This window comes from Methylobacterium sp. J-001, from assembly GCF_022829565.1.
GTDB lineage: Bacteria > Pseudomonadota > Alphaproteobacteria > Rhizobiales > Beijerinckiaceae > Methylobacterium.
Genome location: NZ_JAKSYN010000137.1, coordinates 66,429 through 84,260 on the forward strand (window position 1 = coordinate 66,429; position 17,832 = coordinate 84,260).

Here is a 17,832-nt window from a genome sequence, read left to right on the forward strand (position 1 = left end):
AGTCGATCAACGGCGGTCTGACGGCTTGTTAAGCCGGTTCTTCCTACAACGCGCGAGCATCGCTTTGCGCCGGCTCATCCGGTGCAGATCGACGCGCCGCAGGGTGTTGGGCACAACCGCCAATCCGTCACGATGTGCAGTATGGTCGCACGGCGTATCGAACAGAGTGGCCGCGGGTTCCTCGTTAAGACACAATTTGACCGGAGTGGGCGTGGACCTCAGACTCGACGACCTCGTCCGGCATACCCGTGGCGATCCGGTTGCGGCGGCTCGCGAGGTCGCGGCCGGCGCGGCGCGTCGAGCCGGCCACCACGATCACGACGGCGGATTTCCGGCCGAGGATGTGGCGGAGCTGGCCCGGGTCGGCCTGCTGGCCGCGCCGGTCCCGAGGCGCGCCGGTGGCGCGGGCCTCGGTGAGGAGCCGGACGGAGCCATCCTGCGCGCCGTGCTGACGCAGATCGGCGCCGGCAGTCTCGCGCTGGGGCGCGTCTACGAGGGGCATATCAACGCCGTTCAGCTCGTCGCCCGGTATGCCAGCGGCGAGGCGCGCAACAACCTGCTTGCCGATGCCGCGCAAGGCCACCTGTTCGGGGTCTGGAACACCGAGCCGCCGGGCAACGGCCTCAAGATCGCCGGCACCGAAGGCACCCGGGTCCTGCACGGCGTGAAAACCTTCGCGTCGGGGGCCGGGTTCGTGACCCGCGCCCTCGTTACCGCGCAGCCCGAGACCGGCGGCTCGCAGATGATCGTCGTCGCCCTCGAACCCGGCGAGCGGGCGGACCTCTCCGCCTGGCGGGCGCAGGGGATGCGGGCTTCGGCCACCGGAACTGTGGATTTCACCGGGCTGGGCGCCGAAAGCTTCACGCCGGTCGGTGCCCCCGACGATTATCAGGTGCAGCCGCATTTCTCGGGCGGCGCTTGGCGCTTCCTCGCAGTCCAGCTGGGCGGCCTGGAGGCTGTGCTCGACGCCTGGCGCGGCCATCTCGTCGCCACCGGCCGCGGCGAGGACCCGCATCAGCTCGCTCGCCTCGGCGAGGGCGTGATCGCCGCCGAGACCGCGCGCCTCTGGGTGGCGCGGGCCGCCGCGATCGTGGGCGAGGAGGGCGATCCGGACGGGATCATCGCCTACGTGAATCTCGCGCGCCTCGCGGTCGAGCGCGCCGGGCTGGACCTCTTGGGATTGGCCCAGCGCTCGGTCGGCCTGCAGGGCTTCCTGCGCGACCACCCGCTGGAGCGCCTGACCCGGGATCTCGCCACCTACCTGCGCCAGCCCGGTCCCGACCGGGCGCTGACCGAGGGCGCCCGCCACGTCTTGCGTGCCCCGCAGGCGAGCGGCGCTCTATGGCTGGACGAGGCCTGAGCCGAAGGGATGGGATTCGGAACGCAAGCCTTTTCGAATGCGGCATCGCGTCTGTGAATCGGATGGCGGCGGGCGGGAGCCCTGACCGTCGACCGGCGTTTGCAGCATCCGGGACAGGTTCGGATCAGCATGGCCAAGCGCAGGACGAAGACGGTCGCCCACCAGGAGACCGAGGACGCGCCGCTGATGCCGACCGGCGCGCTGGCGGTGGCGCTGCTGGGCCTGGCGGAGGATGCGGCGCCGCTGGTCCACGTCGCCCGGGATGCCAGGCGGCTGGAGGAACTGGCCGCGACGCTCAAGGCCCTCGACCCCGAGGCCCGCGTCGCCGTCTACCCGGAATGGGATTGCCTGCCCCTGGACCATGCCTCGCCGTCGCGGGCCATGATGGGTGCCCGGGCCGCCACGATGCGCTGGCTGACCGACCGGGACGCCCTGCCGGGCTTCCTCCTGACCACGGCCCCGGCGCTGATCCAGCGGGTGCCCCCGCCCGAGACCTGGGCTTCGGCCCGGGTGACCCTGCGGGTCGGCGCCCCCCTCGACGTGGCCGCCGTGACCGCCGACCTCCAGCGCCTCGGCTACATCCTCGACGAGCGGGTCGACGAGCCCGGCGAAATCGCCGTCCGGGGCCGCACCATCGAGGTGTTTCCCGCTGCAGCCCCGCGCCCCTGCCGGATCGAGCACGCCGAGGGCCGGGTCACAGCCATCCGCTCCTACGACCCGATCTCGCAGCGCTCCGTCGCCGAGGTCGAGGATCTGGTGATCGATCCGGCCACGGAGATTATCCTGGCGCCGGATTCCGGCCAGAGCTTCGAGCCCTTCACCGGGCAGGAGCATCGGCTGGACCGCTATTATCCCCGCCTCGTCACCCTGCTCGATTACGTGCCTGAGGCCCGGCTCGTGGTCGAGGACGGCACCCAGGCCCGGGTCGATGCCTTCTACGAGCAGATGGACGAGGCCGGAGCCCGGCGTGCGCCCCGCGGCGGCCGGCCGGATGGCGGCGCCGGTCTCTACCTCGCGCCCAAGGCGTGGCGGGACCTCGTGACGGCGCGCACCCGGGCCATGGCCACGGACGCCGCGGCCGAGCCGGTCGAGATTCCGGTGTTCGCCCGAGAGCGCCGGCCGGAAACCGCCTTCGCCAAGTCGATGCGGGAGCGGCTGAAGGCCGGCGACGTGATCGTGCTGGCTGGCTCGCGCCAGCCGCTCCGGCGCCTGGTACGCCAGGCCGGCAAGATCGCCGAGCGCCCTGTCCGGCTGATCGACGCCTGGTCCGACGTGGCCGAGGCGTCACAGGGCGACATCCTCGCCCTGGAGGCGCCGATCGGAGCCGGCTTCCGGGTCCCGGCCGGAGGCGCGACCGTGTTCGCGGCGGCCGACCTGTTCGGGCCGGATGCCGCGGTGGCCGGCACCGCCCGGGCGATCCTGCCGATGGGCGAGGTCGACTTGCGCCCCGGCGACGTCGCGGTCGACCGCGACCACGGCCTGTGCGTGTTCGAAGGGCTGGAGCCCGTGGCGAGCCCCCAGGGCGTCGGCGGGGAAGACGAGCCCTCCGAGGCCCTGCGGTTGCGCTTTGCCGGCGACGCGATCCTGATGGTGCCGGTGACCCAGGCCGATCGGATCTGGCGCTACGGGCCGGAGCCGGATGCCGTCACCCTCGACAAGCTCGACGGCGGCACCTGGGCCCGTCGCCGCCTGCAGGCCGAGGCCACCATGGCGCGGACCGCCCGCGTGATGCTGGACGCCGCCCGCGCCCGCCGGGACACCAAGGCCCCGGTTCTGGCGCCTCCGTCTCGCGACATGGAGCGGTTCGCCGCCGGCTTCGGCTTCGCCCCAACCCCGGACCAGGCCGCGGCGGTCGACGCTCTGATGGCCGATCTCGCCTCCGGCCGGCCGATGGATCGGCTCGTCTGCGGCGATGTCGGATTCGGCAAGACCGAGGTGGCGCTGCGGGCACTCGCAGCGACGATTTTTGCCGGCAAACAGGCTGCGCTCATCGCCCCGACCACGGTCCTGGCCCGCCAGCATGTCGAAACCCTACGCCGGCGCTTCGGCCGCTTCGGCATCGAGGTCGCGCAGCTTTCGCGCCTGGTCTCCCCGGCCGAGGCCAAGCGGGTGAAGGCCGGTCTCGCGGACGGTTCGATCCGGCTCGTGGTCGGAACCCAGGCACTGGCCGCCCGCGGCGTAAGCTTCGCCGATCTGGGCCTGACGGTGATCGACGAGGAGCAGCGCTTCGGCGCCAAGATGAAGGCGGACCTGCGCCGCCTGGCCGAGGGCGGGCACGTGCTGACGCTCACCGCCACGCCGATCCCGCGCACGCTCCAGGCGGCGCTCGTCGGCCTGCAGAGCCTCAGCGTGATCGCCACGCCGCCGGTGATGCGCCAGCCGGTCCGGACCGTGGTGGCACCGCTCGACGCCGACGCGGTGCGCGAGGCCCTGATCCGCGAGCATCGCCGGGGCGGCCAGAGCTTCGTCGTCTGCCCGCGCATCGAGGACATCGCCCCCATGGCCGAGCGCCTGCGCGGACTCGTGCCCGGCCTCGACGTGCTGGTGGCGCATGGCGACCTGAAGCCGTCGGCCATGGACGAGGTCATGGTCCGCTTCGCCGACGGGGACGGCGACGTGCTGCTCGCCACCGCCATCGTGGAGAGCGGCCTCGACGTGCCCCGGGCCAACACCATGCTGGTCTGGGAGGCCGCCCGGTTCGGGCTGGCGCAACTCCACCAGCTGCGCGGCCGGGTCGGCCGTGGCCAGCGGCGCGGTGTCGTCCATCTGCTCAGCGATCCGGCCGCGCCGCCACCGCCCGCTTCCCTGCAGCGCCTACGTGCCCTGGAGGCGCTGGATCGGCTCGGCGCCGGCTTCGCGGTCAGCGCCCGCGACCTCGACCTGCGTGGCGCCGGCGACCTCGTCGGCGAGGATCAGGCCGGTCACGCCAAGCTTGTCGGGCTCGGCCTCTACCAGCACCTGCTGCAGCTGGCCCTCACCGCCGCCAAGGGCGAGCCGGCCGAGGATTGGAGCCCGGAGATCGAGATCGGTCTGCCGAGCCGGATCCCGGAGGATTACGTGCCCGAGCCGGAGATCCGCCTGAGCCTCTATACGCGTCTGCTGCGCCTGCGCGACGGGGAGGCGATCGAGGCCCTGGCCGGCGAGGTCGAGGACCGCTTCGGCGCAGCCCCGGCACCGGTCCTGGCCCTGTTCACCCTGGCGCGGCTGCGTGCCGCCTGCTGTGGACTGGGTGTGGCCCGGCTCAGCGGCGGTCCCCAAGGTGTCGCGGCCGATATCCGAGCCGACCGGCCCCTGCCGCCGATGCCGGCCGAGGATGGGATCATCCTGCGCCAGGGCCGCGTGGTCTGGCGGAACGCGTGCGCCAACGCGCAGGCCCGGGCCAGCTTGGCGGCCGATCTCCTTGACCGCATCCGGGCTGCCCGGGAGCGCACGGCGTGAGGCGGATCCGACTCCAGGCGAACCACCCTCACGCGCTTGTGAGGTTCGCCCAGGCTGCACCGGTACAATCATATCAGTGACAGCGCAGCCGTAGCAGCCCATCTGCGGCGGGCCATACCCCGATCGAGTCTCCCCGCACCCCGCCGTGGTGTGGGGGGCAGTCGGGTCCCGCCGTTGTACCGGGGTCTCTTGCCCTTTCGGCTTCGGTACGACCGCATGGCCGGGTGCCCATGACCCCGTGCAAGGCGGGTACCCGGCCTGTCGTTCGTCCACGTCGAACCCATGACGGGCCTGCGCCCGGAGTTGACCGGAGTCGTCCGCTCGGGCCTTCTCGACGGGAACGGGGTCATGCACGGGTCCGCTGGAACCGTCCCGCAACCCTGTGCATTTCTGGGGCCAACCAAGGGAGGCATCATGCACGTCACGATTGAGCAGGCCGAGCGCGCGATCGCCGCGGCACGGGTGAAGGCCAAGGAGCTCGACACCCAGATGTGCATCGCGGTCGTCGATTCCGGCGGCAACCTGAAGGCGTTCCACCGCATGGACGATGCCTGGGTCGGCTCGATCGACATCGCCCAGAAGAAGGCCAAGACCTCGGTGTTCTTCGGGATGATGACCGGCCAGATCGGCCAGCTGTCCCAGCCCGGCGGCCCGCTCTATGGCATCGAGCATTCCAACGATGGGCTGATCACATTCCCGGGCGGAATCCCGATCGTCGACGCCGACGGGGTCATGTCGGGCGCGATCGGCGTCAGTGGCTCCACGGTCGAAAACGATCACATCGTGGCGGAGGCCGGGGCCAGGGCCATTGGCCAGACCGAACTCCCGGCTCATCCCTGGCGGACCTGAGCGAAGACGGGCGGCCAGCGCGTCACACCACAAACCCTGGAGCCGTCACCAGAGGGGGGACGGCTCTAAGGATCCCGCCCCGCGAGCGCCCGGCCGATCCCGAGCAGCAGCATGCTCGAGATCAGTTGGAGGTTCGCGTTGCCGTAGCGCTCAAGCGCGGAATGGACGCGGATGCACTGGTCGGCCGCGGCTTCCAGGTGCTTGGCCTGGGCCGCGTCATCCCCGTTCGCGGCCGGTGATGCGCCGGCATAGAGATCGGTGACGTCGATATAGGCGCCGCGCCCTCGCAATGCGCCTACGGAGTCGGGCGCCAAGCGGCCGCGATTGAGGATCCAGCGAACGTGGCCGGCCTCGCTCAGGACGCGGAACTCCATCGAGACCAGGCCGCCTGTCCGGCGCACCGTGCGGATCCGGTCGAACACCCAGCCGCGATCTTCGGGATGGATGCGCCCGAGGGCAACATCCAGCGGTAATGGCTTGCCGGCAAAGCTCGAATCCCCGGACAACAAGGTGGCCGCACCCGCGTCGAGCACGGATCGGCCGGCCAGGACATCGGTGTCCCAAGTCCCGACGAATCCAGCATCCTGCAGGGCGGAGGCCGCCGTAGACGCCAACGCCATTCAATCCCCCAACCCCGGCTGCAGCCTCTTCATCGTCGGGCAGCCCGATAGCCCGCAGCGACACATGTTGCGGTGACGCGCCGTGTCCAGAGATTGTCCGGATCAATGACAGTTCTGCACCCGGACATGTCGTCACGGGTCTCCGCCGCCCAGGCTGGGCCGGGTACTGCTTTTCGCCGGTTTGGTGGACTCATTCGTGCCGAGCAAACGCAGCGTAAAGCTTTTCATGCTCCGCTCCTTGCGCCGCTGAACTCATATCCACTTCAGCGGTGAATGCTTTACAGGCTCGGATACGGTATCGTTTCAGGTCTCTTGATGCGTACATACATCTTCCGGGCGATTCGCCGGGAACCGAACGGGATGCTCGGCCCCGACCTGTATCGGCACGCCTTCGCGGCGAAGGATGACTCGGACGCGGTGGCGGCGGCCAAGAGGATCGATCTCGATCTGACGCAGCTCGGCGCCAATGCGGTCTACGTCTCGGCGGAGGACGGGCGGGCGATCTGGAGCCTGCACGCGCAGGATTTTCCCGACCCGAGCCTCTGAATCCGCCCCCGCCCTGGTGCCGGATGGGATCACGGCCTAACGTCGCCGCCTTCGGTATACGGTCGGCCGAGGCGCGGGATCACATCAGCATGGATCGCACCAACCTCCCGCTCTCGTCGAATCGCCTCTGGGACAGCCTGATGGAACTCGCCCGGATCGGCGCGCTCCCCAACGGCGGCAACGACCGGCAGACCCTGACCGACCGGGACGCCGAGGGGCGTGCCCTGTTCCAGCGCTGGGGCGAGGCGATCGGGCTGACGCTCACCGTGGACCGGATCGGCAACATGGTCTTCCACCGGCCGGGACGGGATCCGGACCGGAAGCCCGTCGCGATCGGCAGCCACCTCGACACCCAGCCCACCGGCGGCAAGTTCGACGGTCCGCTCGGCGTGCTCGCCGGCCTGGAAATCCTGCGCGCCCTGCACGAGGCCGGGATCGAGACCGAGGCGCCGCTCCTGCTGATCAACTGGTGCAACGAGGAGGGCTCGCGCTTCGCACCGCCGATGAGCGGCAGCGGCGTCGCCATGGGGATCGTCCCGGAGGCCGACGTGATGGAAACCCGCGACCTTGCCGGCCACGTCTTCGGCGAAGAGCTTCGACGGATCGGCTGGCAGGGCGAGTCGGATCCGGCGGCTCTTCGCGGGATCGGCGCCTATTTCGAATTGCACATCGAGCAGGGCAAGCGCCTGGAGGATGCCGGCCTGACCATCGGGGTGGTCGACCGGGCGCTCGCCCAAATCTGGTACGAGATCACCGTGCTGGGCGAGGAGGCCCATGCCGGCAGCCCCATGGCCGGCCGGCGCGACGCCATGATGGCCGCCGCGGCGCTGATCGGGTCCCTGGAGGACATCGCCCGGGAAGCGGTCGGCCCCGAGGGCGAGCGCGGCCGCGCCACCGTGGGCGTGCTGAAGGCCGAGCCGGCGAGCCGCAACATCACGCCGGGCCGGGTCTGGTTCAGCCTCGACACCCGCCACGGCGATCCCGGGCAGCTGGAGGCGATGCGCGGGCGGATCCTGGCCCGGGCGGACGCGCTCGCGGCCGAGCGGGGCGTCACGATCCGGGTGGAGGAGTTCTGGCGCGCGCCGCTCACCCCGTTCGACCCGGTGCTGGTCGACCGCGTCCAGGCCGCCGCCGAGGCCCGGGGCCATGCCTGGACCCGGATGCCCACCGCGATCTATCACGATGCCGTCTATTGCGCCCGTCGGGTTCCGGCGGCCCTGGTGTTCTGCCCGTGCCACGGCGGCATCAGCCACAACGAGGCCGAGAGCATCACGCCGGACTGGGCCCGGGCCGGCATGGAGGTGCTGGCCGACGCGGTCCTGGCCACCGCCGGAATCGTGCGGTCCTGAGGAGTCTGGTCCGGCATGTCCGACGACAACGTCATCCGTCCGACCTTCGGCACGCCCCGCAATGCCGCGCCGCCCGAGCGAACCGATCCCGATGCCGAGCTTCCGCCGCTGCGCCTGTTCGGCGCGGCCGCCGGCCACCGGGTCGGACTGATCCGCGACACGGCAGCCCAGGAAGGCGACGTGTTCCGGATCGTGGTCGGTCCGGAGGATGAGCAGGCGGTGGAGACCGTTGCGCTGCTACCAGCCGGTGCAGACACCGAGGGGGAGGCGGAGCGGATCGGCTTCGCGATCCTGAGGGCGCTGGAGGTGATCGAAGGCCCGGTCTGACCCGGCTGCCCGCCCAATGGATCTGTCAGACGACCGGCTTCGGTTTGATGATCGGCGAGCGCGTCAGGCTCTGGATCTCGCGTCCCGGCCGCCCGGCCTTGAGGGCGATCTCCTCCTCCTGCTCGGCGATGACCTGCCGGGCCGGCTCATCGCCGTCGAGGCCGCCGAGGATCTCGGCGGGCACGCGGCGGTTCGAGGCCCGGGAGCCGTCCTCGAAGACGACGTCGAAGAGAATGAAGCCCCGTTCCTGGGGTCTGGACTTGATGCGCTTAGCCATAGGTGCTGATACGCCACCGCGATCCCGCGCGGCAGGGGGCACTGTCGCGCAGGGGGTTGCACCGCGCGCAGCGCCGAACCAGCTCGCGGCCCCTCTATCGCCGTGATCTTTCGTGCCGCCGGTCCAGAACCAGCTGCACCGCCAATCGAGGAAACGTCCGTGATACCCTGGGTTCATCTCGACACCGGATCCGTCCCGGGGGGCGGCACCGACCTGCGCCTGATGCAACGCGGCGACGAATTCTCGATCCTGGCCGACACGATCGAGCTGATGAACAACCGCCGCAGCGGCTCCGAGGCGGCGCTCGCCGCCATGACCTGCGAGCGGCTCAAGGACCGGCCCCGGGCCCGGATGCTGATCGGCGGCCTCGGCATGGGCTTCACCCTGCGGGCGGCGCTCGAAGGCCTCGGCCCGGAGGCGCGGGTCGTCGTGGCCGAGCTGGTCCCGGCCGTGATCGCCTGGGCCCGCGGCCCGCTCGCCCATGTCTTCGGCGATTGCCTGGACGACCCCCGGGTCGAGGTGCGGGAATCCGACGTGAACCGCCTGATCCAGGCGGGGCCGGGCCAGTACGACGCCATCCTGCTCGACGTCGACAACGGCCCGGAAGGCCTGATGCGCCGCTCCAACGACCGGCTCTACGACAATTGGGGCCTCAAGCGCGCCCGCTGGGCCCTGCGGCCGGGCGGCATCCTGGCGGTCTGGTCGGGCGCCCCGGACCGGAAGTTCAAGTCCCGCCTGCAGCGGTCCGGCTTCGCGGTCGAGGAGGCCCGGGTCCACGCGAGCGGGCGCGGCAGCGGCCCCAAGCACGTGGTCTGGCTCGGCACCCGGACCGAGGGGCCCGTCGCGCCGGATCGGCCCGAGGCCGGCCGCTCCAAAGCGACCCGATAGGCGCCGGCCTGCCGCCCACGGTCGCACCCCCTGGGCCGGCGGCTGGGACTCCGCACATGCGGGGCATGGGTGCGAATGGCGGGCATCTCTACACGGTCGAGGTCAGGCCGAGCCGGCATGATCCGGGGCGTTTCACGTGGGCGATCCGCGACCGCGGCAAGCTGGTCCGGGGATCGTACCGTCCGCACGCCTCCGAGGGCGTCGCCCGGGCCGTCGCGCTGGCCGAGGTCGAGCGGCTGATCGGGCATGACGAGCCGCAAAACGGCGGCTGATCGGGCCGTACGGGATCCGAGCCATGGTCTGGACGCGCATCTCGACGACTACAGCGTGTCACATATGCATGCAGAAACAACCCCCGATCGGTTGCATGCCGCACTGCGGTAGCTTATCTCTGCACTGCGGGATGGCGATGGCGTCGCGATCCCGCTGCCCTTCTTGGGCGTTTCCTCCCTAGACTTCGGGCCGCTCCTTCGGGAGTGGCCTTTTTTCTGTTCTGTATCGGCAGCTGCCGGCGGCAACCTGAAATCCGCATCCGTGGCCCGAGGCTTCGGCCAAGCGGAACCATGACCTTGGCTGTTCGTTTTGCCGTCATGGAACACTACAAATCCACCCTCGCGACGACCGCGATAGCCGTATTCGGCTTGGTAGTGGCTGCCCATACTCTGCATCCGGGCAACTACGAGGTGCAGCCGCGCGCTGCCCGGGGCGTCGCAGCGCAGGCTGCGCCATCGAGCTGGATGGATCCGCCAGCCCGGATCGCCGTCACGAGCAAGCCGGATGCTGCCGTCTCCGAGAGCGTCCGCGCGTCCGCGTCCGACCTGCTGGCACCGCAGATGGCTGGCCTGTTCCCGCCGGGCGCCGTCACGGCGCCGGCGCTGCCGAGTGAGATGATCGCCCCGGCCGAGAAGGCGCGCAAGACGCTGGCGGCGCATCGGTCCAAGGTGTCCGACCGCGGTCTGCGCCGGACGGCACGCCTGCGCCACGCCAGCCTAGCCCGCACGGCGGCCGTGGACCCGGCGATCACGCCGTCCGAGCCCGCGCCCGCACAAGCCTCCAAGAAAATCGATCCGATCGGCGACCTCATTCGCGGCCTCGGCCTCGGTCACGACAGCGAGGGCTGACCGGCCCACACGCTACTGCACGTGGATGGTCAGCTTCATCTTCGGATGGATGCCGCACTGGATGACGAAATCCCCGGGCTCATTCAGTACCAGCCGCGTCTCCGTGCCGGGCTCCTGATCGCCGGCATCGAACGTGAAGCGGTCAGCCTCGATGAAGGCGTGGTGGGTTTGACTGGAATCCTCGTTGCGCAGGGTGATCGTGTCGCCGAGCCGTAGGAACAGGTCGGTCGGCACGTAGTGGCGCCCCTTCTGCAGGACGACGCGGGTTGTGCTCGCCAGCGTCGCCCGCGCTGAGTCCGCTGCCGCGCACAGACCCGCCAGGGCCATCGTCCCGACAAGAAGCAGGGGGCGCAGGCGCCGGTTGCGAGAGGGCATGTCTGGATGTCCGCTGGGAATTGGATTCGCCCGGGCAAGGGCGTGAGAGGGGATCGATCACCGAGCGGCCCGGGATGCCGCTCAGCGCCATGGTGCGCCGAGTTCCTGAACACACCGCTACGTCAACCCGTAAGATTGTCTTGACCGCGCAGTCAATAAGACTCCGATATTTAGACTCTACAAGTCTTGATTGTATTCGTCGCTGGAATGCGTGTCCCCGTCACGCGGGGCACACAGTGTCAGAACGCTCCGCACATGATCCCGGAAGACCTGAACCCGCGCCGGCAAGTCGCGCCCGGCCAGCGTCACGGCGCGCAGCACCGCCCCGCGGCTCGCCCAGGGGGCCAGCACGCGCACGAGCTGGCCCCCTGAGACCGCCCTGGCAGCCACGAGGCTCGGGATATGGCCGATCCCGGCCCCCGCCAGGGTCAAGCGATGGACGGTCGCGAAGTCGCTGACCCGGATGGCTGGGCTCAGCACGATCTGCTCGGACCGGCCGAGTCCGTCGGTGAGCGGCAGGGCACCCGAGCCGAGCCGCTCCCGGGACAGGATCAGGTCGTGATCGTGCAGCCCCGCCAGATCGGCGGGAGCCGGGCGGCGCAACAGATAGGCGGGCGCGGCGTAGAGGCCCACCGACAGCGTCGCCAGGATGACGGCCCGGTAGCCGGTCTCTTCCGCACCGCCGAGCCGCAGGGCAAGATCGATCCGGTTGGCCGCCAGGTCGAGGCGGGCATCGGTGTTGAGCATTTCAACCGTGATCTGCGGATAGGCCTCCCGGAAGCTCGCAACGATCTCCGGCATCACCTCGATTCCGAAATCGATCGAGGTGGTGAGGCGCAGGTGCCCAGCCGGCACCGTCCGCGCGTCGCGGGCGGTCTCGGCGGCCTCATCGAGGAGCGCCAGGCTCTCCTGAGCCTTGGCGTAGAAGGCCAGTCCCTCCGCGGTGGGCGAGACCGCCCGCGAGGTGCGCGCCATCAGCCGGGTTCCGAGCGCCCGCTCCAGCCGGGAGAGGCGCCGGCTGACGCTGCCCTTGGTTTCCCGCAGGTTCGCGGCCGCGGCCGTGACGGTACCGAGATCGACGACCGTGCAGAAGGCCCGCACGTCATCGAGACCGCCCTGGAAGGTTTCCGTTCTCGCAACCATGGGGTTCCGGATAGCAGGCTCATAAGCAGTCGTGAACAGGGCTACAGGGCTGCTGCGGCGCACCGAATCGCGCACGATCGTCTGCAGTGTAGGAGACACCCTTGAAGTCGATTCTCGCCTCGAGCCTTCTGGCCCTCCTGGTCGCCACCCCCGTCCTGGCCCAGACCCCGCCGACCCGCGACCCGGCCCAGATCCAAGCCGGCACCTACGTGGTCGATCCCAACCACACCCAGGTCGGCTGGCGGGTCTCCCATATGGGCTTCTCGAACTATGCCGGCGGCTTCTCGGACGTGTCCGGGACCCTCGATCTGCAGCCGAAAAACCCTTCGGCTGCAAAGCTCACGATCAAGATCCCGGTCGCCTCGGTCACCACGACCAGCGCCAAGCTCACCGACGAGCTGAAGGGCGACCAGTGGCTCGACGCGGCCAAGTTCCCCGAGATGACCTTCGTGTCCACCAAGGTCACCCCCGAGGGCAAGGACAAGGCGAAGGTCACCGGCAACCTCACGCTCCACGGCGTGACCAAGCCGGTGACGCTGGACGTCACCCTGGTCGGGGCCGGCGTGAACCCCCTGAGCAAGAAGGTCACGGTCGGCTTCGACGCCACCGGTACGCTCAAGCGCTCCGAGTTCGGGGTGAAGACCTACGTGCCGCTGATCGGCGACGACCTGCACCTGACCATCGCGGGCGCCTTCGAGCGCCAGGACTGAACGGAGTGGGCGGAAGCGGATCACTCGATCCGCCCCCGCGCAAAACCGGGTTTCCGACGGGCCTGATGCCCTTCGGCGGGGTTCGGGACAGTGTCCCGAGACAGAGCGGAACCCTCCGATCGGGCAAGCCCTGATCGGAGGGCTTGGCCCTACGTCCCCGGCTGGTCCTCGGACCCGGTGCCCAGAGCCCGCTGCACCATCACGCTGTCCGACCAGCGGCCGTACTTGAAGCCTACCGCTTTCAGGTAGCCTACACGGACGAAGCCGCAGGTCTCGTGCAGGCGCAAGGACGCCTCGTTCTGCGCGTCGATGTAGCCGATCATCTGCCGGTAGCCCCCCGCCGCGCAGGCCTCGATCAGCGCCGGCAGGAGGCGGCGCCCGATCCCGGCATGGAGATGGTCGGGATGCACGTAGATCGAGTGCTTGAGGGTGTAGCGATAGGCCGGGCGCTTCCGGAACGGCACCGCGTAGGCGTAGCCCGCCACTTGGCCGCCGCGTTCGGCGACGAGGTGGGGCAGGCGCTTCTTGCGCATGGTCTTGCGCCGCCGCTTCAGGTCGTCTGGGAGCAGGCGCGCCTCGTCGTCGAAATCGGCGACGTTGCCGACGCCTTTGCCGATATGGTGCTCGTAGATCGCCACCATGGCCTCGACATCCGCGTCCGAGGACGGCCGGATGATGATGTCCGGGCTTGGCCGCGCCGGGATCGGGGCGCCTTCCTCGGGCTCGATCTCCATCAGGCGCCGTCCCGCACGACGTAGGTGTGGAAGCGGATCCGCCCGTCCGGCTCGACCTCGCGATAGACCCCCTGGATCTCGGCCTCGAAGCCGGGGAACAGGTTGGCGGAGGCCTCGAACATCTTGAAATAGTCGAGCATCGGCCTGGCGCGGTCGTCCAGGCGCTCGCCGGGGAGGACCGTGCCGATGCCCGGCGGGTAGACCAGCATCAGCGTGGTGGCGATGCGCCCCTCGGCCTCGGCGATCGGTACATAGTCGACCTTGTTGCGGGTCAGCATCTGGGCGGCCTTCTTGGGCGGCATCACCATTTCGGGCAGATGCTCGGGGGCGAATTGCCGGCGCTGGAGCGCGGAGGTGCCGGCCTCCCGGTGGAAAGCGTGGAACTCGGCGCAGAGGTCGCGCAGGCGCACCCCGCGGTAGCGGTTGGGCCGGCGGCTGACGAATTCCGGCATGGCCTCCTCCAGCGGCACGTTGTCGTCGTGGAACCGCTTGAACGCGACGAGGCCCGAGATCAGGGTGCCGGCCTTGGAGGATTCGACGCCGGGCGTCAGCAGGAAGAGCAGCGAGTTCAGATCGTTCTTCTCCGCCACGATCCGGTTCTCGCGCAGGTACTGCGCGACGATCGGGGCCGGCACGCCGTGATCGGCATAGGCACCCGTCTGCCGGTCGAAGCCCGGGGTGAGCACCGTGAGCTTGTTGGGATCGGTGATGGCGTAGACCGGCGCGACATGGGTGAACCCATGCCAGCGGGCGCCGGGTTTCAGTTCCCAGTGCCGCGGGTCGGCGGCGAGCTCATCCGTGGGCACCTTCTCCCAGGGCACCTCGGCCCCGTCGGCATTGCTGGTCACGTCCGGCACGAAGGGGTCGAAGAACCAGCGCCGCAGCGGGTCGGCCTCGTTCTCCTCGAATTCCCGCCGGATCGCCCGGACCTTCTTGCGCCACTCGATTCCGAGCCGGATCGTGTCGTCCCACAGGATCATGCCCGAGCGGCCCTTCATCATCTGGGCGCCGACATCAAGGGAGGCGAAGAGCGGGTAGAACGGCGAGGTCGAGGCGTGAACCAGGAAGCTCTCGTTGAGACGCTTGTGCTCGACCCGCCGGGTCTGGCCGCGGATATGGCCGTCCCGGGTGTGGATCTGTGAGGCCTGGGAGAAGCTCGCGAGCTGCTTGTGGGTCGATTGCGTGGCCACGATCCCCGGCGAGGTCTCGTCGAGCCCGGTGAGCCCCATGGCGAAGCGGCGGGCGAAGAGCGGGTGGAACTTCATGAAGCCCGCCCAGGCCTCGTCGAACAGGATGTAGTCGCAGAGGTGGCCGATCTTCTCCAGGATCTCCTGGGCGTCGTAGATCGTGCCGTCGTAGGTGCATTGCTCGATCACCGCGACCCGGAACGGCCGCTCCCGGCGCCAGGCCTCGGGGTCGGTGACCAGCGGGTTGGCGCGGATCTTTTCCCGGATCCGGGTCTCGTCCAGCGCCTCGTGATAGATCGGGCCGATCAGCCCGAAAGCATTGCGGTCCGTTTCCAAAAAGATCGGGATGCCGCCGCCGAGGAACAGGGCGCCGTGATGGGCCGCCTTGTGATTGTTGCGGTCGAACAGGACCAGGTCGTCCTCGGCCACCAGCGACGACAGCACGATCTTGTTGGAGGCCGAGGTGCCGTTGAGCACGAAGTAGGTCTTCTCCGCCCCGAAGATCTTGGCGGCCTCCTTCTGGGCCTTGAGCGCGGGACCCTCGTGGGTCAGCAGATCGCCGAGATCGAGGACCGAATTGTCGAGGTCGTCGCGGAAGATCGCCTCGCCCAGATGCTCGACGAAGATCCGGCCGATCGGCGAGCGGTTGTAGAAAATGCCGCCGTTATGGCCCGGGCAGGTCCAGAGCTGGTTGCCCTTCTCGGCATAGTCGACCAGCGCGCCGAAGAACGGGGTCTTCAGCGTCTGGGCATATTGCGTCACCCGGCTGACCAGGCCGCGGGCGATGAATTCGGGAGTCTCTTCCGCCAGGAAGATGTAGCCGTCGATGAAGTCGAGCAACTCGACCGGGATGTCCTCCAGCCGCTTGCGGCGGACCATGATGACGATCGGCATCTCCAGGCCGCGCTTGCGCATCATGTCGATGAGCGCGGCGGCCTTGCCGTCGAGGCCGCGCTTGCCCCAGTCGACCACCATGCAGCCGATGGCAGCATCGGTCTGCACGGCGATGGCCGCGTCCTCGACGCGCCGGGCCCGCACCACCTCGAAGCCGCGATTCTCCACCGCGGCCACGATCTGGGCGACCCGCGCACCCTCCAGGTCGTCCGGATCGAAGGCGGGGGTGCACATCAGAACCGTGAAGCGACGGTGGAAATCCATGGAGCCCCTCTCAGCCTTGCAAGCAGCGAGTGGCTTTCTGGCCCATCTGCGACGTTTGCATGACGGAGCCGCAGATGGCGGCCAAATCCGGCGCTTCAGGCGCCGATCACCTCAGCCATTGGCCTCATCGTGATCCCTCTCTCGGCGAGGTCGGCGCGCACCTGCGCAGCCATCGCGACGGACCCCGGCGTATCGCCGTGGACGCAGATACTGTCGATCCGGGCCGGGATGCGTCGCCCGGACAGGCAGAGGATCGCGCGATCCTCCAGCATCCGCGCCACGCGCCCGGCCGCCTCCACCGGATCGTGCAGCACGGCCCCCGGCAGCTTGCGCGAGATCAGGTTGCCGTTATCGGCGTAGGCCCGATCGGCATAGATCTCCCGGGCCAGGGGCAGGCCGAGCCGCTCGCCGGCACGCTCGGTCTCGAGGCCCGGCATGACCACGAAGATCAGGTCGCGGTCGAGGGTCCGGATCGCGCGGGCCACCGCCAGGGCCAGGTCTGCATCCTCATTGGCGATGTTGCCCAGCGCCCCGTGGGTCTTCACGTGCCGCACGGGGCAGCCGGCATCCTGGGCGAGCGCCAGCAGGGCGCCGACCTGGTAGAGCACCGCCTTCTCGACATCCGCCGGGCGCTCGCCGTGGATCGGGCGCCGCCCGAAACCCCAGAGATCGAGGAAGCCCGGATGCGCCCCAGCCTGCACGCCGGCGCGGGCGGCAAGGGTCAGGGTCTCGTGCATCACCAGCGGGTCGCCGGCGTGGAACCCGCAGGCGATGTTGGCCGAGCTAGCGATCGCCAGCATGCCGGCATCGTCCCCCAGGCGGTAGACGCCGAACCCCTCGCCCATGTCGCAGTTCAGATCGACGATCATCGGGGTCCTTCGAAAGCGCGGCATCCCTGCGCATTCAAGGGTTGGACCAGCCGTACCGCCCATCGGCGCCGGAGATGGAAACGGTCCTCTACGGCAGTGGGTACCGGCTCAGAATATCGTCGGTCCGCTGGACGGTCTTGTCGTATCGGCAGGCATACAGCGCGCCGGTGGTGCCGCTGCCGTTGTTCCACTCGCTGAAGGTGAGGTCGCCGCAATCGGCGTCCCGAAAGGCGATCCAGGCACGCTGGGCCGCCGTGAACTGAGTCTTCCAGACCGCCTTGGCGTCCGGTGGGCGGTCGTCCTGATCGATGACCGATAGGGCCTTCTTGTAGGCCGCATTGAGCTTCGCGTCGGCCGCGTCGAGGGCCTTGTGCAGGCAGGCCTGGGTCTCCGGCGTCGAGGTCGCGGCCTGGCACAGCTTGGCCGAAGGCTGGTCCGCCCGTGCTTCCGTCGAGGGGATTGCGCAGACCCAGAGGCCGGCGAGTGCGAGGATGCCGGCCGAGCGGGACACCAGGAAGAGATTTGGACGCATCATGGACTCCCCGGGGACGAATCGGCCCGGCTCGGGTGAGCGGCGGGACGAGGATACGTTGGCTAAAAAGGCATGAACACTTCTTTGGCATGCCGGGTGATCCCCGCTCGCCGAGCTCACCAAGAGCAGGTCCGTTCCAACAATTGCGCGGGCGCATTCGGCTGACGTAGCGTCGTATTACGTGTCACGAGTGCATAAAATAATATCTTCTCTAAACTTTGAGAATATATCGCGCTGGCAGGGCAAATGATGCGCTCGTTAAATGAAGCTATTCTATATAAAAACTAAATTGTGTCATCAAAGATATCGTTGACAACATAGTCTCATCATGAAACGGCGGTTTTGACCT

18 protein-coding genes are annotated in these 17,832 nt (G+C 69.3%); 10 read left to right on the forward strand and 8 right to left on the reverse strand.

Annotated elements, in window-relative coordinates; translation table 11 throughout:
- Positions 1-211: 211 nt before the first annotated feature.
- The 3 genes from MKK65_RS17475 to MKK65_RS17485 all read left to right on the forward strand — a co-directional run bounded on the left by MKK65_RS17475 (position 212) and on the right by MKK65_RS17485 (position 5,647).
- Positions 212-1,360 (forward strand): acyl-CoA dehydrogenase family protein, encoded by a 1,149-nt coding sequence (locus MKK65_RS17475; RefSeq protein WP_243959301.1) that lies wholly within the window; start codon positions 212-214, stop codon positions 1,358-1,360.
- A gap of 129 nt (positions 1,361-1,489) precedes the next feature.
- Positions 1,490-4,798 carry a DEAD/DEAH box helicase gene (locus MKK65_RS17480; RefSeq protein ID WP_243959303.1) on the forward strand — a complete coding sequence of 1,103 codons (3,309 nt, stop codon included), beginning with the start codon at positions 1,490-1,492 and terminating at the stop codon, positions 4,796-4,798.
- 414 nt (positions 4,799-5,212) lie between these two features.
- The gene (locus MKK65_RS17485; protein ID WP_243959305.1) at positions 5,213-5,647 is read left to right on the forward strand and encodes a GlcG/HbpS family heme-binding protein; all 435 of its coding nucleotides are present in this window, start codon (positions 5,213-5,215) and stop codon (positions 5,645-5,647) included.
- A 65-nt stretch (positions 5,648-5,712) separates the two neighbouring features.
- On the opposite strand, the gene MKK65_RS17490 is transcribed toward MKK65_RS17485, so the two are convergent.
- On the reverse strand, positions 5,713-6,180 hold the full coding sequence (locus MKK65_RS17490) for a PAS domain-containing protein (RefSeq protein ID WP_243959307.1): 468 nt from the start codon (positions 6,178-6,180) through the stop codon (positions 5,713-5,715).
- A 402-nt stretch (positions 6,181-6,582) separates the two neighbouring features.
- On the opposite strand from MKK65_RS17490, the gene MKK65_RS17495 reads away from it, so the two are divergent.
- The 3 genes from MKK65_RS17495 to MKK65_RS17505 all read left to right on the forward strand — a co-directional run bounded on the left by MKK65_RS17495 (position 6,583) and on the right by MKK65_RS17505 (position 8,489).
- Positions 6,583-6,813: a hypothetical protein gene (locus MKK65_RS17495; RefSeq protein WP_058190801.1), complete on the forward strand. Its 231-nt coding sequence runs from the start codon at positions 6,583-6,585 to the stop codon at positions 6,811-6,813.
- An 89-nt stretch (positions 6,814-6,902) separates the two neighbouring features.
- Positions 6,903-8,162, forward strand: a complete 1,260-nt coding sequence (locus MKK65_RS17500) for a Zn-dependent hydrolase (RefSeq protein WP_243959309.1) — start codon at positions 6,903-6,905, stop codon at positions 8,160-8,162.
- A 15-nt stretch (positions 8,163-8,177) separates the two neighbouring features.
- Entirely contained in the window at positions 8,178-8,489 is a 312-nt protein-coding gene (locus MKK65_RS17505) for a hypothetical protein (RefSeq protein WP_243959311.1), read from the forward strand.
- A gap of 25 nt (positions 8,490-8,514) precedes the next feature.
- Here MKK65_RS17505 and MKK65_RS17510 read toward each other — a convergent pair whose 3' ends face one another.
- Positions 8,515-8,766, reverse strand: coding sequence for a hypothetical protein (locus MKK65_RS17510; protein ID WP_058190804.1), 252 nt, complete (start codon positions 8,764-8,766; stop codon positions 8,515-8,517).
- Between the two features lie 159 nt (positions 8,767-8,925).
- Between MKK65_RS17510 and MKK65_RS17515 the strand changes: the two genes are divergently transcribed.
- From MKK65_RS17515 to MKK65_RS17525, 3 genes are all read left to right on the forward strand, one after another.
- A complete protein-coding gene (locus MKK65_RS17515; protein WP_243959313.1) occupies positions 8,926-9,654 on the forward strand; it encodes a spermidine synthase in 729 nt (242 codons plus the stop codon).
- A 56-nt stretch (positions 9,655-9,710) separates the two neighbouring features.
- On the forward strand, positions 9,711-9,926 hold the full coding sequence (locus MKK65_RS17520) for a hypothetical protein (protein WP_409565447.1): 216 nt from the start codon (positions 9,711-9,713) through the stop codon (positions 9,924-9,926).
- Positions 9,927-10,130: 204 nt separating this feature from the next.
- Positions 10,131-10,775, forward strand: a complete 645-nt coding sequence (locus MKK65_RS17525) for a hypothetical protein (protein WP_243959315.1) — start codon at positions 10,131-10,133, stop codon at positions 10,773-10,775.
- A 12-nt stretch (positions 10,776-10,787) separates the two neighbouring features.
- Here MKK65_RS17525 and MKK65_RS17530 read toward each other — a convergent pair whose 3' ends face one another.
- Positions 10,788-11,150: a hypothetical protein gene (locus MKK65_RS17530; RefSeq protein ID WP_243959317.1), complete on the reverse strand. Its 363-nt coding sequence runs from the start codon at positions 11,148-11,150 to the stop codon at positions 10,788-10,790.
- Between the two features lie 177 nt (positions 11,151-11,327).
- Complete coding sequence (locus MKK65_RS17535; protein WP_243959319.1) at positions 11,328-12,293, reverse strand: LysR family transcriptional regulator; 966 nt, start codon at positions 12,291-12,293, stop codon at positions 11,328-11,330.
- Positions 12,294-12,394: 101 nt separating this feature from the next.
- On the opposite strand from MKK65_RS17535, the gene MKK65_RS17540 reads away from it, so the two are divergent.
- On the forward strand, positions 12,395-13,003 hold the full coding sequence (locus MKK65_RS17540) for a YceI family protein (protein WP_058190809.1): 609 nt from the start codon (positions 12,395-12,397) through the stop codon (positions 13,001-13,003).
- Between the two features lie 149 nt (positions 13,004-13,152).
- On the opposite strand, the gene MKK65_RS17545 is transcribed toward MKK65_RS17540, so the two are convergent.
- The 4 genes from MKK65_RS17545 to MKK65_RS17560 form a co-directional block, all read right to left on the reverse strand.
- Complete coding sequence (locus MKK65_RS17545; RefSeq protein WP_243959321.1) at positions 13,153-13,737, reverse strand: GNAT family N-acetyltransferase; 585 nt, start codon at positions 13,735-13,737, stop codon at positions 13,153-13,155.
- Complete coding sequence (locus tag MKK65_RS17550) at positions 13,737-16,082, reverse strand: Orn/Lys/Arg decarboxylase N-terminal domain-containing protein (protein ID WP_243959323.1); 2,346 nt, start codon at positions 16,080-16,082, stop codon at positions 13,737-13,739. Before MKK65_RS17550 ends, MKK65_RS17545 begins: the two co-directional genes overlap by 1 nt.
- 95 nt (positions 16,083-16,177) lie before the next feature.
- The gene (locus MKK65_RS17555; protein ID WP_243959325.1) at positions 16,178-16,951 is read right to left on the reverse strand and encodes a LamB/YcsF family protein; all 774 of its coding nucleotides are present in this window, start codon (positions 16,949-16,951) and stop codon (positions 16,178-16,180) included.
- Positions 16,952-17,039: 88 nt separating this feature from the next.
- The gene (locus MKK65_RS17560) at positions 17,040-17,486 is read right to left on the reverse strand and encodes a lysozyme inhibitor LprI family protein (RefSeq protein WP_243959327.1); all 447 of its coding nucleotides are present in this window, start codon (positions 17,484-17,486) and stop codon (positions 17,040-17,042) included.
- Between the last annotated feature and the right edge of the window lie 346 nt (positions 17,487-17,832).

Coding starts and splice junctions, on each gene's coding strand:
- MKK65_RS17480 (WP_243959303.1), top strand. CDS start 1,490: ATGGCCAAGCGCAGGACGAAGACGGTCGCCCACCAGGAGACCGAGGAC.
- MKK65_RS17485 (WP_243959305.1), top strand. CDS start 5,213: ATGCACGTCACGATTGAGCAGGCCGAGCGCGCGATCGCCGCGGCACGG.
- MKK65_RS17495 (WP_058190801.1), top strand. CDS start 6,583: ATGCGTACATACATCTTCCGGGCGATTCGCCGGGAACCGAACGGGATG.
- MKK65_RS17500 (WP_243959309.1), top strand. CDS start 6,903: ATGGATCGCACCAACCTCCCGCTCTCGTCGAATCGCCTCTGGGACAGC.
- MKK65_RS17505 (WP_243959311.1), top strand. CDS start 8,178: ATGTCCGACGACAACGTCATCCGTCCGACCTTCGGCACGCCCCGCAAT.
- MKK65_RS17510 (WP_058190804.1), bottom strand. CDS start 8,766: ATGGCTAAGCGCATCAAGTCCAGACCCCAGGAACGGGGCTTCATTCTC.
- MKK65_RS17520 (WP_409565447.1), top strand. CDS start 9,711: ATGCGGGGCATGGGTGCGAATGGCGGGCATCTCTACACGGTCGAGGTC.
- MKK65_RS17530 (WP_243959317.1), bottom strand. CDS start 11,150: ATGCCCTCTCGCAACCGGCGCCTGCGCCCCCTGCTTCTTGTCGGGACG.
- MKK65_RS17535 (WP_243959319.1), bottom strand. CDS start 12,293: ATGGTTGCGAGAACGGAAACCTTCCAGGGCGGTCTCGATGACGTGCGG.
- MKK65_RS17545 (WP_243959321.1), bottom strand. CDS start 13,737: ATGGAGATCGAGCCCGAGGAAGGCGCCCCGATCCCGGCGCGGCCAAGC.
- MKK65_RS17550 (WP_243959323.1), bottom strand. CDS start 16,082: ATGGATTTCCACCGTCGCTTCACGGTTCTGATGTGCACCCCCGCCTTC.
- MKK65_RS17555 (WP_243959325.1), bottom strand. CDS start 16,951: ATGATCGTCGATCTGAACTGCGACATGGGCGAGGGGTTCGGCGTCTAC.
- MKK65_RS17560 (WP_243959327.1), bottom strand. CDS start 17,486: ATGATGCGTCCAAATCTCTTCCTGGTGTCCCGCTCGGCCGGCATCCTC.